Origin of the sequence: Sulfitobacter sediminis, assembly GCF_040811725.1 — a bacterium.
GTDB lineage: Bacteria > Pseudomonadota > Alphaproteobacteria > Rhodobacterales > Rhodobacteraceae > Sulfitobacter > Sulfitobacter sediminis.
The window spans coordinates 1-12370 of record NZ_JBFNXX010000025.1 but is presented as its reverse complement, the minus strand read 5'-3'; the positions used below and the strand labels follow the sequence as shown (position 1 = coordinate 12370).

Genomic DNA, 12370 nt, shown 5'->3' with positions numbered 1-12370 from the left:
GTCAGCCTGCAAGCGCTTTGTCGAGGTTCTCGTCGACTTTCTCGAGAAACCCCATGGTGGTCAGCCATTTCTGATCCGGACCCACCAACAGGGCGAGGTCCTTGGTCATGAAGCCTGACTCAACGGTGTCGATCACGACGCGCTCCAGCGTCTCGGCAAAACGTGTCAATGCGTTGTTCTCGTCCAGCTTGGCCCGGTGCTTCAGCCCTCCGGTCCAGGCAAAGATCGATGCGATGGAATTCGTCGAGGTCGCTTCGCCCGCCTGATGTTGCCGGTAGTGGCGGGTCACGGTGCCATGCGCCGCCTCCGCCTCGACGATCTTTCCGTCCGGCGTCATCAGTTGCGAGGTCATCAGACCGAGCGAGCCAAACCCCTGTGCCACCGTGTCCGACTGCACGTCGCCATCGTAGTTCTTGCAGGCCCAGACAAACCCACCGTTCCACTTCATCGCGCAGGCGACCATGTCGTCGATCAGCCGGTGTTCGTACCAGATGCCCTTCTCCTTGAAGGCGTCGGCGAATTCCTCGTCAAAGATCTGCTGGAAGATCTCGAGGAACCGTCCGTCGTACTGCTTGAGGATCGTGTTCTTGGTACTGAGGTACACGGGCCAGCCAAGGTTGAGCCCGTAGTTCAGCGAGGCGCGTGCGAAATCCCGGATTGAATCGTCAAGGTTGTACATCCCCATGTAAACGCCGGCCGAGGGTGCATCATAGACGTCCCGCTCGATAACCGTCCCGTCTTCGCCCACGAACTTCATGCTCAGCTTTCCGGGGCCGGGAAATTTCAGGTCCGTCGCCTTGTATTGGTCGCCAAAGGCATGGCGGCCGATCACGATGGGCTTGGTCCATCCCGGCACAAGCCGGGGCACGTTGCGGCAGATGATCGGCTGACGAAAGACCACGCCGCCCAGGATGTTGCGGATCGTGCCATTGGGCGATGGCCACATTTTCTTCAGCCCGAATTCCTCGACACGCGCCTCGTCCGGTGTGATGGTCGCGCATTTGACGCCGACGCCGTATTTCTTGATCGCCTCGGCAGCATCGACGGTGATCTGGTCGTTGGTATCGTCCCGAGCTTCTATCCCGAGGTCGTAGTATTTCAGGTCGATGTCGAGGTAGGGCAGGATCAGCTTTTGCTTGATGAAATCCCACATGATGCGGGTCATCTCGTCTCCGTCGAGGTCGACAACGGGGTTTTCTACCTTGATCCTGGACATCGTCTGCTCCCTCTGTGGATGTGGCGCTGCCTTGGTCTAACCGATCCCGGCCGGAAAGTAAGGCAAGATCGGGATCGGAACGTCAGACCGAGGGGCGGCTGGCGAAAAATTCGGCGATCCGCGCCCGCGCGTAGTCCCACAATGTCGGTGCGCCGATTGCAATTTTGCTGCCCACCCGCGCGTGAATTTGCTCTTCTGTCACCTCGAAGTCGGTCCAGCTTCCGCCGCCCGACTGCAGGTTCTGCATCGGTGGCTGGAACCGGTCGAGAGACTTCGCAAATCGGGCCGAGGGGGTTTCCGCGGCTTCAAATTCCTCCCAGATCGCGCGAAGTTCGTCGCGCAGGTCATTGGGAAGAAGTCCAAAAATACGATCAGCAGCGGCTTTCTCAAGCGCCTCCATCTGCGCGGTGTCATGATCGCCGAAGATGGGATTGTCGCCGGCGTCGATCTCAACCAGATCGTGCAGGATCAGCATCTTGATCACCAGATCAATGTCGACACCAGGCTCCGCGTGATCCCGCAGAACCAATGCGTAAAGCGTCAGATGCCAGGAGTGTTCGGCGGAATTCTCGTAGCGGTGATCGTCGCAGAGCTTTGTTCCGCGGACAATTGCCTTGAGCTTGTCCGCCTCGTTCAGGAACGCGATCTGGCTCTCCAGCCGCGCCAGCGGCGTCTCAGCCATTCCCACCTTCCTGCTGTTTCGCTACCCGGTGATCCTTGAGGGTCTTGCGCAAAAAGGCACGGCCCTGGTCGTTCGCCATCCGGGTCCGCACTGCGGTGAGGAAGGCTTCTTCCAGTGTTTGCGACGATGCGCCCAGCACGTCGCCCAGCTTCATGAACAACCGGTCCTCGCCGGTCTCGGCCTGAACGGCGAGACATTCTTCAGCCAGCTTGTTGGCCATTTCTACGACAACAGGATCGGCCATCAGCGGGTGTTCTCCGTCAGGCGACGCTTCACATAATCCGTCGTCGTGTTGATCAGCGTCTCCATATGCGGTTCTTCAAAGAAATGGCCCGCGCCCTCGACCTGGTGGTGGGTGATGGTGATGCCCTTCTGCTCATGCAGCTTGTTCACCAGATTGACCGTATCGGCAGGCGGCGCAACGCGGTCGGCGGTCCCGTTGATGATCAACCCGGAGGACGGGCAGGGGGCGAGGAAGCTGAAGTCGTACATGTTGGCCGGTGGCGAGACCGAGATGAAGCCCGTGATCTCGGGCCGGCGCATCAGCAACTGCATCCCGATCCACGCGCCAAAGGAAAAGCCCGCGACCCAGCAGTGCTTGGAATTGTTGTTCATCGACTGCAGGTAATCGAGCGCCGAGGCCGCGTCCGACAATTCGCCGATGCCCTGGTCATATTCCCCCTGCGACCGGCCCACGCCGCGGAAATTGAACCGGAGCACGGTGAAGCCCATGTTGTAGAAGGCGTAATGTAGATTATAGACCACCTTGTGGTTCATCGTCCCGCCGAACTGCGGATGCGGATGCAGCACAATGGCGATCGGCGCATCGCGTTCCTTCTGCGGATGATAGCGGCCTTCGAGGCGGCCTTCGGGACCGGGAAAAATAACCTCTGGCATGGGCGTCCTTGCGTCGTGGTTCCAAAGCGGCGCGAATAGTTGACGTATTCGGTCGGACACTTTAGAACGGTTCTAATCTTTGGGTCCGCGTCCTGTCGCGGTTTCCGTTTTCATCTATGCGCTTGAAGGGCCTGCGTCAATTGACGGGGGCGATATTAGGAGTTCGCGCCATGAAGCTGTCAACCAAGGGGCGCTATGCGATGGTGGCACTTGCCGATATCGCGCTTCAGCCCGGTGACGGTCTGGTATCGCTGGGAGATATTGCCGAGCGACAGTCGATCTCGCTGCCCTATCTGGAACAGCTTTTCGTCAAGCTGCGCAGGGCGGAGCTCGTTTCCTCGGTGCGGGGTCCAGGTGGGGGCTACCGGCTGGCACGGCCTGCTTCCGAAATCCGGGTTGTCGACATTCTGGCGGCGGTCGATGAGACGGTGGATGCGATGCACAAGGGGGCGGGGGCCTCCGGTGCGCTTTCGGGATCACGCGCGCAGTCGCTCACGAACCGGCTTTGGGAAGGGCTGAGTGCCCATGTCTACGTGTATCTGCACCAAACCCGGCTCTCGGACGTGATCCGCAATGATCTCGCACCCTGTCCCGCGGTGCCAAGCCTCTTTGCCGTGGTGGATGACGCGTGAGGGTCTACCTTGACCATAACGCGACAACGCCCCTGCGGCTCGAGGCGCGCGTGGCGATGCAGGCGGCGATGGATGTCATGGGCAATCCGTCTTCCGTCCATGCGGAAGGACGCGCGGCCAAGGCATTGATCGAGCGGGCCAGGGCGCAGGTGGCCGCCCTCGTCGGTTGCACCCGCGCACAGGTGATCTTCACCAGCAGCGCAACCGAGGCGGCGGCGCTGGCCGTGGCCCAGAAGGACCGCCACGGAGGGGGCTTTGCCGCTCTGCCGACGGAACACGATTGCATGCGCGTCTGGAGCGAGGTGGACATGCCCTCGGCCTTCGACAGCGCCGGCGCTTTCGATGCCTCCGCCTTTGATGCCGTCATTGGTGAGGCGCTGGTCGCGGTTTCCGCCGCTAACAGTGAAACCGGCGTCATGCTGCCCGACCGGTCCGTCGCGGCCCGGGCAGGCGCGGGACAGGCCGTGGTCTGCGACATCACCCAGATGGCCGGAAAGATGCCGATCCGCTTTGGCGACACAAAGCCCGCCTACGCAATCCTCTCCGCGCACAAGCTTGGCGGGCCGAAAGGTGTGGGCGCCTTCATCAACTTCACCGCGGACGATCCCACGCCGATCCTGCGCGGGGGCGGACAGGAAATGAACCGCCGTTCGGGGACCGAGAATGTCATCGGAATCGCCGGATTTGGGGCGGCGGCCGAAGCTGCTGCACAAGATGTGGCTTCGGGACGTTGGGACAGGGTTGCGGAACTTAGAAATATTCTAGAAAACGCACTTGAGGCTTCCGCAAAGAAGACTATTTTTGTCGGGAAAGGCGCGCCGCGTCTGCCAAACACCTCCTGCCTTATCGCGGAAGGCTGGAAAGGCGAGACACAGGTGATGCAGATGGACCTTGCTGGCTTCGCAATTTCGGCGGGGTCTGCCTGTTCCAGCGGCAAGGTCAAGGCCAGCACAGTTTTGCGGGCCATGGGATTTGACGAGGTCCAGGCATCCGGCGCGATCCGCGTGTCGCTGGGGCTGGAGACGACGAAAGAGGATGTGCTGCGCTTTGCCGATACATGGCTGGCAAAGCGCGAAAAGCACGAGCAACGGGCGGCCTGAGGCCGTTGAGGGAACAAGGGATCGAGATGTTGGATAATACCACCGTGAAAGAAGGCGAAAACGTCAAGGAAGGTGTCGATCAGGAAACCGTCGATGCCGTGCGCGAAGTGGGCGGCAAGTACAAATACGGCTGGTCCACCGACATCGAGATGGAATATGCGCCGAAAGGCCTGACCCCCGACATCGTGCGCCTGATCTCTGAGAAAAATGACGAGCCGGAGTGGATGACCATCTGGCGGCTCGAAGCCTATGAGCGCTGGCTGACCAAGGAAGAGCCCAAGTGGGCCATGGTCGACTATCCGGAGATCGACTTTCAGGAACAGTACTACTACGCCCGCCCCAAGAGCATGGAAGTGAAGCCCAAGTCCCTGGACGAGGTGGACCCAAAGCTGCTCGCCACCTACGAAAAACTGGGCATCCCGCTCAAGGAGCAGATGATCCTTGCGGGCGTCGAAGGGGCCGAGGCCGCTCCGGCCGAGGGCCGCAAGGTTGCCGTCGACGCGGTTTTCGATTCCGTCTCCGTCGGTACGACCTTTCAGGATGAGCTGAAGAAAGCCGGTGTGATCTTCTGCTCGATCTCCGAGGCGATCAAGGAACATCCGGAACTGGTCAAGAAGTACCTCGGGTCGGTCGTCCCTGTCTCCGACAACTTCTACGCCACGCTGAATTCCGCCGTCTTCTCCGACGGGTCTTTCGTCTACGTCCCGCCGGGCGTCCGTTGCCCGATGGAGCTGTCGACCTATTTCCGCATCAATGCTGAGAATACCGGCCAGTTCGAGCGGACGCTGATCATCGCCGACAAGGGCTCTTACGTCTCTTACCTCGAAGGCTGTACCGCACCGCAGCGTGACACGGCGCAACTGCACGCCGCCGTGGTCGAGATCATCGTCGAGGAAGACGCCGAGGTGAAGTACTCCACCGTCCAGAACTGGTATCCGGGCGACGAGAACGGCAAGGGCGGTATCTACAACTTCGTGACCAAGCGCGCCGATTGCCGGGGCGACCGGGCAAAGGTGATGTGGACGCAGGTCGAGACCGGCTCTGCCGTGACGTGGAAGTATCCCTCCTGCATCCTGCGGGGCGACGACAGCCAGGGCGAGTTTTATTCCATCGCCATCGCCAACAACATGCAGCAGGCGGATACCGGGACCAAGATGATTCATCTGGGACAGCGCACCAAGTCGCGCATCGTGTCCAAGGGGATCAGTGCGGGCCGTGCGCAGAATACCTATCGCGGTCTGGTGTCCATGCACCCCAAGGCCAAGAACTCGCGCAACTATACGCAGTGCGACAGCCTGCTCATCGGAGACAAATGCGGGGCGCATACCGTTCCTTATATCGAGGTCAAGAACAACTCGTCTCGGGTCGAGCATGAGGCGACAACGTCCAAGGTAGACGACGACCAGATGTTCTACTGCCGCTCGCGCGGGATGGACGAGGAAGAGGCGGTCGCACTCGTCGTGAACGGGTTCTGCAAGGACGTGCTTCAGGCGCTGCCGATGGAATTCGCCATGGAAGCGCAGGCATTGGTGGCGATTTCGCTGGAAGGGTCGGTGGGCTGATCATGGTGAGAATTGACGAATTCGACTGTTTGGCTGCTCGATTGCGATCCCGCGATCTGGCATCTGAGGCGTTGGAAGAGGGTGCCCAGTAGTGCAGAAAGTTGCAGTACAAATCCTGACAGCGTCGGTGGTCTTCTACCTGCTGATGCTGGGCATCGAACTACTGGTTCGCGGTGCGGCGTTCAGCGGCGCGACATTGATGGCCAATCTCTTCATCACACTGATCTTTGCGATGATCTATGCCGCCTTCCGTGTCGGGGTGGTGATCTTCGGAGGCGGACGGAAATGATCCTTACCACCACGAACACCATCGAGGGGCGCACGATCGCCGAGTATCGGGGCATCGTCGTCGGCGAGGCGATCATGGGGGCAAACATCGTGCGCGACATGTTCGCGCGCGTGACGGATATCGTCGGCGGTCGCTCCGGCCAGTACGAGACCAAGCTGCGGGACGCGCGGGAGACCGCGATGGCGGAGCTTGAGGCGGAAGCGCGCCAGAAGGGGGCACATGCGGTGGTGGGGATCGACCTCGACTACGAGATCATTTCCGACAGCATGATGATGGTTTCCGTGTCCGGAACCGCAGTGACACTGGCGTAACCTGCGATGAACAACAGGGCGGACATATCGGCACAGGCGGATCGGCAACAGGTGGGCGGGACACGGGCACTGCTGCAGGCGCATACGGCGTTCCTATGCGATGTCTTGCCGCTGGGGCGGCGCACGCGGATCATGGACATCGGTGCAAACCCGACAAACCGTCCGCCCTATGCCGATTTGGCAGAGAACGATGCGGCAGAGGTGCACGGGTTCGAACCGGGCGAGAAACCTTTCGCGCGCCTTGATGCGCAGAAGGGCGATAGCGAGGTCTACTACCCATTCGCGGTGGGTGCTGGAGGCGATGGCACCTTTCACAACTGCCGTAACGAGACGTTTTCGTCCCTCTTCGCGCCGGACGTCGGCCAGATCAAGGCGCTCGGGCACTGGGAAAAGGCCCTGACCGTGGTCGGGACAACCTCGGTGACAACGCTGCGCCTTGATGATGTCGATGACATGGTGCGCCCCGACATGCTCAAGATGGACACGCAGGGCGCGGAATTGGCCATCCTCGAGGGGGGAACGAAGACTCTCGCAGACACGGTCGTCGTCATGCCCGAACTGCGGTTCTTCCGCCTTTACGAGGGCGAGCCGATGCTGGGCCGCGTGGACCAGCAGCTGCGCGACATGGGCTTTATGTTTCACAAGCTTCTGCCGGCGACCTCCCTGCGTCTTATGTCCAGCCGGATCGAGCGGCTGCGCCCGGGGCCGACCCGCAACCAGATGATCGATGCGGATGCCATCTATATCCGCGACATTGCCAAGCCCGACGCGATGACCGACCAGCAGATCGCGCATCTCGCGCTGCTCGCGGACAGCGTTTTCGGATCATTTGACCTAGTATTGCGCTGCCTCGATCTGCTGACCGAACGTGGCGAGTATTCCGCTGAACTTATTGACACCTATATTGACAAGCTGCCGGACAAGTTCCGCGTTGCCGAGGACTGAAAGGACCAAGATATGCTGAGCATCAAGAACCTGAACGTGAAACTGGAAGAAGAGGACAAGCAGATCCTCAAGGGCGTCGACCTCGAGGTCGAGGCGGGCAAGGTGCATGCCATCATGGGCCCCAACGGCTCGGGCAAATCCACCCTGTCTTACGTGCTTTCGGGCAAGGACGGCTACGAGGTCACCGAAGGCTCCGCCACGCTTGAAGGCGAGGATCTGCTGGAGATGGAACCCGAAGAGCGCGCGGCAGCGGGTCTGTTCCTTGCGTTCCAGTATCCGGTCGAAATTCCGGGCGTGGGTAACATGACCTTCCTGCGCACCGCGGTGAATGCCCAGCGCAAGGCGCGCGGCGAGGAAGAAATGTCGGCAGCGGACTTCCTCAAGGCGGTACGCGCGAAGGCCAAGGAACTGAAGATCGACGCGGATATGCTGAAGCGGCCGGTGAACATGGGCTTCTCCGGCGGTGAGAAAAAGCGCAACGAAATCCTGCAGATGGCGATGCTGGAGCCCAAGATGTGCATCCTCGATGAGACCGACTCGGGTCTTGACGTCGATGCGATGAAGCTCGTGGCCGAAGGGGTGAACGCCCTGCGCACCGAGGGGCGCGGGTTCCTGGTAATCACGCACTACCAGCGCCTGCTGGACCACATCAAGCCGGACGTCGTGCACATCATGGCCGATGGCCGCATCGTCAAGACGGGCGGCCCGGAACTGGCCCTCGAGGTCGAGAACAACGGCTACGCAGACATCCTTTCCGAGGTGGCGTAATGGCGAACCCCGCAGCACAGATTGACCCGACCGAAGAGATGATCTCGGCCCGTGGCTTTCCTGCCATCGGGGGCTGGTCCAAATCCGCGCGCGAGGACGCCCTCTCGCGCCTGCGCGCCATGGGCCTGCCGCAGCGCCGAGACGAGTACTGGAAGTTCACCCGTCCCGACAGCCTGACCACCCCCGAGGCGGCACCGGCGGCCGTGTTCGAGAATGACGAGGCGCCGCTGTTCGACACGATGGATCGGCTGAAGATCGTCTTTGTGGATGGCGTGTTTGACGCCGAAGCCTCTGACGATCTGGCCCTCGAAGGGGTCAGCATCGAACGGCTGGCGACATCAGACAGCGATCTGCATTGGGCGCGCGATGTCTACGGCGTGCTCGAGGCCCGGGGCCAGACCCCCGTCAAACGGCCGCTGGCGACGCTGAATACCGCCTGTGCCAAGGACGGCGTCCTGATCCATGTGACCGGCAAGCCTAACAAGCCGATCAGTCTGATTTATCGCCATTTGTCAGAGGCTTCCGATGCGATCCTGCATCATTGCATCAAGTTGGATGCCGGGGCCGATCTGACCGTTCTGGAGAATGGTCCCGCGGCGGCCCGGTTCAACAAGGTGATGGAGGTTGATATTGCCAATGGCGCAGCCTTCCACCATGTCCGCGCGCAGGGGCGCGACCACGAACGCCGTGCAGCCACGCATATCTTCGCGCGTCTAGGTGAAAAGTCCGAGTTCAAGTCCTTCACCCTGACCGTCAATGGCGTTCTGACCCGCAACGAGGCGGTGATCGAGATGACCGGCGACGATGCCGTGGCGCATGTGGCCGGGGCCTGCGTGGGCGACGGGGCGTTCCACCATGACGACACGGTGTTTATCACCCATGACGCGGTGAATTGCGAAAGCCGCCAGGTCTTCAAGAAGGTGCTGCGCAACGGCGCGACGGGCGTTTTCCAGGGCAAAATCCTTGTCAAGGAAGGCGCGCAGAAGACTGACGGCTATCAGATCAGCCAGTCGCTGCTTCTGGATGACGACAGCCAGTTTCTTGCCAAGCCCGAGCTTGAGATCTACGCCGATGACGTGGCCTGCTCGCATGGGTCCACTTCCGGCGCGATCGACGAGGAGGCGCTTTTCTACTTGCGTGCTCGCGGCGTACCCAAGGGAGTGGCCACCGACATGCTGACGCTTTCCTTCCTCGCCGAAGCCGTGGAAGAGATCGAGTCCGAGGCGCTCAAGGAAGAGATCAACACCCGGCTTGAGTCCTGGCTCGCGCGTCGTCGGCGCTAGGATGGCGGCAACTCAGGATATCGTGGCCACCTACAGGGGGCCGGGCCGCGTCATGCGCAGGCTCATGGGGCAGGGGGTGCGCGAGGACAGGGCGCTGATCTACCTGATGGTCGGCTGCCTGCTGGTCTTCGTGGCCCAGACCCCGCGCCTTGCGCGTGAAGCCTTCGAGACGGGCTCGGACCTGCAGATGCTGCTGGGTGGCACGCTTCTGGCGTTGATCTTCATCGCACCCCTGCTGTTGTACCTGGTCGCTGGTCTCACCGCACTTGTGGGACGGGTGTTCCGCAGTGGGCTGACCGGTTACGGCGCGCGCCTTTCGCTCTTCTGGGCGTGGCTGGCGGCCAGCCCGATCATCCTGCTTTGGGGCCTGACGGCGGGCTTCGTCGGGCCCGGTATCGAGATGACGATCGTCGGCGCGCTCTGGTTCGCGGCCTTCATGTGGTTCTGGGTCTCCGGCCTGATCGTCGCCGGGCGAAAGGCTGCGTGATGGCGGAGACGCTCGTCCCCCTGATACAGACCAGCATCCGCGCCCCGCGCGAGGCGGCGCGCACCGTGCTCGACATGGGCCTAAGCCGCGACGTGCTCTGGACCGCGCTGGCGCTGGTCGCGGTCATCAATACGTTCCTGATCTACTTCGTGATCGAGATTTCCGGCCCCACAGTGCCCCTGCCGGGCTATTTCCAGCGCCCCCTTGCGCTGTTTGTGCTGATCGCGGGCCTGACGGTGGTCTATGTCCATGCGATGTACTGGGCGGGGCTGGCCATCGGGGGCAGGGGCTCTCTGATGGACGTGCTGGCGCTCGTTGTCTGGTTCCAGGTGCTGCGCGCGCTTGCACAGGTGGTCGTGATCGTCACATCTTTTCTTATCCCGCCGCTGGGGGCGCTGCTGTCCTTGGCGGTCGCAATCTGGGGGTTCTGGATTTTTCTGAACTTCCTCGCCACCGCGCTTAATCTTTCGTCACCCTGGCACGCCTTCGCCGTGCTGGTGATCTCCTTCGTCGGCCTTGTTCTCGGGCTTGGCATTCTGATGGCGCTGGTGGCGGGTTTATCGCAAGGAGTCGTGAGCTGATGCTGAATGTCGAAGAGATCCGAAAGGACTTTCCGATCTTGTCGCGCGAGGTGAATGGCAAGCCGCTGGTCTACCTCGACAACGGGGCGTCGGCGCAGAAGCCGCAGGTGGTGATCGACGCGGTCACACAGGCCTATGCCCATGAATATGCGAACGTCCACAGGGGGCTGCACTTCTTGTCGAACCTCGCCACGGACAAGTACGAGGCCGTGCGGGGCAAGATCGCGCGCTTTCTCAACGCGCGCTCGGAGGACGAGATTGTCTTCAACTCGGGCACCACCGAAGGCATCAATACCGTGGCCTACGGATGGGCCATGCCACGCATGGAGGCCGGGGACGAGATCATCCTCAGCGTCATGGAGCATCATGCCAACATCGTGCCCTGGCATTTCCTGCGCGAACGGCAGGGCGTCGTGCTGAAATGGGTCGATGTTGACGCCACCGGCGCGCTGGATCCGCAGGCGGTGATCGACGCGATCACGCCCCGGACCAAGCTGATCGCCATCACGCATCTGTCGAACGTGCTGGGCACCAAGGTTGACGTGAAGACCATCGTCGAGGCCGCGCAGGAACGGGGTGTGGCGGTGCTGGTCGATGGCAGCCAGGCGGCGGTGCATATGCCTGTCGACGTGCAGGACCTTGGATGCGATTTCTACGCCATCACGGGGCACAAGCTTTACGGACCGTCGGGCTCCGGCGCGATCTACATCAGGTCCGACCGTATGAAGGAAATGCGCCCCTTCATGGGCGGCGGCGACATGATCAAGGAAGTGTCGAAGGACGGTGTGGTCTACAACGATCCGCCCATGATGTTTGAGGCCGGTACGCCGGGGATCGTGCAGACCATCGGCCTAGGCGTGGCGCTGGACTACATGATGGACTTGGGCATGGAAAATATCGCCGCCCACGAGAACCGTCTGCGCGACTATGCGGTCTCGAAACTGGGCGGGTTGAACTGGCTGCAGGTTCAGGGCACGACACCCGACAAGGCGGCCATCTTCAGCTTTACCATGGACGGGCCCGCACATGCCCATGACATCTCGACTATCCTTGACAAGAAGGGCGTCGCCGTGCGCGCGGGCCATCATTGCGCGGGCCCTCTGATGGATCACTTGGGCGTGCCCGCGACCTGCCGGGCGTCCATGGGGCTCTACAATACCGAAGCCGAGATCGACACGCTTATCGAGGCGCTGGAGCTTGCCCACGAACTCTTTGCCTGATCCCTAAGTGCGTGACGGCACTCCGGTTCCTAATCTTCGCAATTTGCCGCCGCGCCCATTGCGGGGGCAGGGGTGCTTATGTATAGGGAAATCAAGGACCATTAGCTCAGCTGGATAGAGCGCTGCCCTCCGAAGGCAGAGGCCAGAGGTTCGAATCCTCTATGGTCCGCCACTATTTCCCTCCAAATATTTGCTTTTTTTGTCAAAATTGCTTTATGCGCATAAGTAATCCCCCATTATATCCCCCAACAGATATTCGTTTCGCTAACTTAAGTAGGGGTCGTCGTGCTGCCCACTGATCTGGAGTGACCGCTTAACGACGGATGTTGTTGAAAAACTCTGCTTGAGCGAAGCGTGATCGGCTGATTCACTTGCCCTGAGGCAAGGGAGATCTGGC

General features: G+C 61.1%; 15 protein-coding genes and 1 tRNA gene. 12 read left to right on the top strand and 4 right to left on the bottom strand.

Annotation, left to right across the window (positions count from 1 at the left end):
• Position 1: 1 nt before the first annotated feature.
• The 4 genes from AB2B41_RS20165 to AB2B41_RS20150 form a co-directional block, all read right to left on the bottom strand.
• Positions 2-1216: an NADP-dependent isocitrate dehydrogenase gene (locus AB2B41_RS20165; RefSeq protein ID WP_367879632.1), complete on the bottom strand. Its 1215-nt coding sequence runs from the start codon at positions 1214-1216 to the stop codon at positions 2-4.
• A gap of 82 nt (positions 1217-1298) precedes the next feature.
• On the bottom strand, positions 1299-1898 hold the full coding sequence (locus AB2B41_RS20160) for an HD domain-containing protein (protein WP_367879631.1): 600 nt from the start codon (positions 1896-1898) through the stop codon (positions 1299-1301).
• A complete protein-coding gene (locus AB2B41_RS20155; RefSeq protein ID WP_367879630.1) occupies positions 1891-2142 on the bottom strand; it encodes a hypothetical protein in 252 nt (83 codons plus the stop codon). Before AB2B41_RS20155 ends, AB2B41_RS20160 begins: the two co-directional genes overlap by 8 nt.
• Positions 2142-2795 carry an alpha/beta hydrolase gene (locus AB2B41_RS20150; RefSeq protein ID WP_367879629.1) on the bottom strand — a complete coding sequence of 218 codons (654 nt, stop codon included), beginning with the start codon at positions 2793-2795 and terminating at the stop codon, positions 2142-2144. Before AB2B41_RS20150 ends, AB2B41_RS20155 begins: the two co-directional genes overlap by 1 nt.
• Before the next feature lie 170 nt (positions 2796-2965).
• Between AB2B41_RS20150 and iscR the strand changes: the two genes are divergently transcribed.
• From iscR to AB2B41_RS20090, 12 genes are all read left to right on the top strand, one after another.
• Complete coding sequence (gene iscR, locus AB2B41_RS20145; RefSeq protein ID WP_367879628.1) at positions 2966-3427, top strand: Fe-S cluster assembly transcriptional regulator IscR; 462 nt, start codon at positions 2966-2968, stop codon at positions 3425-3427.
• A 56-nt stretch (positions 3428-3483) separates the two neighbouring features.
• Positions 3484-4527, top strand: coding sequence for a cysteine desulfurase family protein (locus AB2B41_RS20140; protein WP_420014319.1), 1044 nt, complete (start codon positions 3484-3486; stop codon positions 4525-4527).
• A 26-nt stretch (positions 4528-4553) separates the two neighbouring features.
• Positions 4554-6089: a Fe-S cluster assembly protein SufB gene (gene sufB, locus AB2B41_RS20135; RefSeq protein WP_367879626.1), complete on the top strand. Its 1536-nt coding sequence runs from the start codon at positions 4554-4556 to the stop codon at positions 6087-6089.
• Positions 6090-6180: 91 nt separating this feature from the next.
• Entirely contained in the window at positions 6181-6378 is a 198-nt protein-coding gene (locus tag AB2B41_RS20130; RefSeq protein WP_367879625.1) for a hypothetical protein, read from the top strand.
• The gene (locus AB2B41_RS20125; protein ID WP_367879624.1) at positions 6375-6689 is read left to right on the top strand and encodes a YbjQ family protein; all 315 of its coding nucleotides are present in this window, start codon (positions 6375-6377) and stop codon (positions 6687-6689) included. Before AB2B41_RS20130 ends, AB2B41_RS20125 begins: the two co-directional genes overlap by 4 nt.
• A 6-nt stretch (positions 6690-6695) precedes the next feature.
• Positions 6696-7634, top strand: a complete 939-nt coding sequence (locus AB2B41_RS20120; protein WP_367879623.1) for an FkbM family methyltransferase — start codon at positions 6696-6698, stop codon at positions 7632-7634.
• Positions 7635-7646: 12 nt separating this feature from the next.
• Entirely contained in the window at positions 7647-8402 is a 756-nt protein-coding gene (gene sufC, locus AB2B41_RS20115) for a Fe-S cluster assembly ATPase SufC (RefSeq protein WP_367879622.1), read from the top strand.
• Positions 8402-9685 carry a SufB/SufD family protein gene (locus AB2B41_RS20110; protein ID WP_367879621.1) on the top strand — a complete coding sequence of 428 codons (1284 nt, stop codon included), beginning with the start codon at positions 8402-8404 and terminating at the stop codon, positions 9683-9685. Before sufC ends, AB2B41_RS20110 begins: the two co-directional genes overlap by 1 nt.
• Position 9686: 1 nt before the next feature.
• The gene (locus AB2B41_RS20105) at positions 9687-10172 is read left to right on the top strand and encodes a YIP1 family protein (RefSeq protein ID WP_367879620.1); all 486 of its coding nucleotides are present in this window, start codon (positions 9687-9689) and stop codon (positions 10170-10172) included.
• On the top strand, positions 10172-10753 hold the full coding sequence (locus tag AB2B41_RS20100; protein ID WP_367879619.1) for a Yip1 family protein: 582 nt from the start codon (positions 10172-10174) through the stop codon (positions 10751-10753). Before AB2B41_RS20105 ends, AB2B41_RS20100 begins: the two co-directional genes overlap by 1 nt.
• Complete coding sequence (locus tag AB2B41_RS20095; protein ID WP_367879618.1) at positions 10753-11973, top strand: cysteine desulfurase; 1221 nt, start codon at positions 10753-10755, stop codon at positions 11971-11973. The genes AB2B41_RS20100 and AB2B41_RS20095 overlap by 1 nt, the downstream gene beginning before the upstream one ends.
• A gap of 95 nt (positions 11974-12068) precedes the next feature.
• A tRNA-Arg gene (locus tag AB2B41_RS20090) sits at positions 12069-12145 on the top strand.
• The last annotated feature ends 225 nt before the right edge of the window (positions 12146-12370 follow it).

Bases quoted from the DNA above. Each gene is read 5' to 3' on its own strand.
- AB2B41_RS20165 (WP_367879632.1), bottom strand. From the start codon at position 1,216: ATGTCCAGGATCAAGGTAGAAAACCCCGTTGTCGACCTCGACGGAGAC.
- AB2B41_RS20160 (WP_367879631.1), bottom strand. From the start codon at position 1,898: ATGGCTGAGACGCCGCTGGCGCGGCTGGAGAGCCAGATCGCGTTCCTG.
- AB2B41_RS20155 (WP_367879630.1), bottom strand. From the start codon at position 2,142: ATGGCCGATCCTGTTGTCGTAGAAATGGCCAACAAGCTGGCTGAAGAA.
- AB2B41_RS20150 (WP_367879629.1), bottom strand. From the start codon at position 2,795: ATGCCAGAGGTTATTTTTCCCGGTCCCGAAGGCCGCCTCGAAGGCCGC.
- iscR (WP_367879628.1), top strand. From the start codon at position 2,966: ATGAAGCTGTCAACCAAGGGGCGCTATGCGATGGTGGCACTTGCCGAT.
- AB2B41_RS20140 (WP_420014319.1), top strand. From the start codon at position 3,484: ATGCAGGCGGCGATGGATGTCATGGGCAATCCGTCTTCCGTCCATGCG.
- sufB (WP_367879626.1), top strand. From the start codon at position 4,554: ATGTTGGATAATACCACCGTGAAAGAAGGCGAAAACGTCAAGGAAGGT.
- AB2B41_RS20125 (WP_367879624.1), top strand. From the start codon at position 6,375: ATGATCCTTACCACCACGAACACCATCGAGGGGCGCACGATCGCCGAG.
- AB2B41_RS20120 (WP_367879623.1), top strand. From the start codon at position 6,696: ATGAACAACAGGGCGGACATATCGGCACAGGCGGATCGGCAACAGGTG.
- sufC (WP_367879622.1), top strand. From the start codon at position 7,647: ATGCTGAGCATCAAGAACCTGAACGTGAAACTGGAAGAAGAGGACAAG.
- AB2B41_RS20110 (WP_367879621.1), top strand. From the start codon at position 8,402: ATGGCGAACCCCGCAGCACAGATTGACCCGACCGAAGAGATGATCTCG.
- AB2B41_RS20105 (WP_367879620.1), top strand. From the start codon at position 9,687: ATGGCGGCAACTCAGGATATCGTGGCCACCTACAGGGGGCCGGGCCGC.
- AB2B41_RS20100 (WP_367879619.1), top strand. From the start codon at position 10,172: ATGGCGGAGACGCTCGTCCCCCTGATACAGACCAGCATCCGCGCCCCG.
- AB2B41_RS20095 (WP_367879618.1), top strand. From the start codon at position 10,753: ATGCTGAATGTCGAAGAGATCCGAAAGGACTTTCCGATCTTGTCGCGC.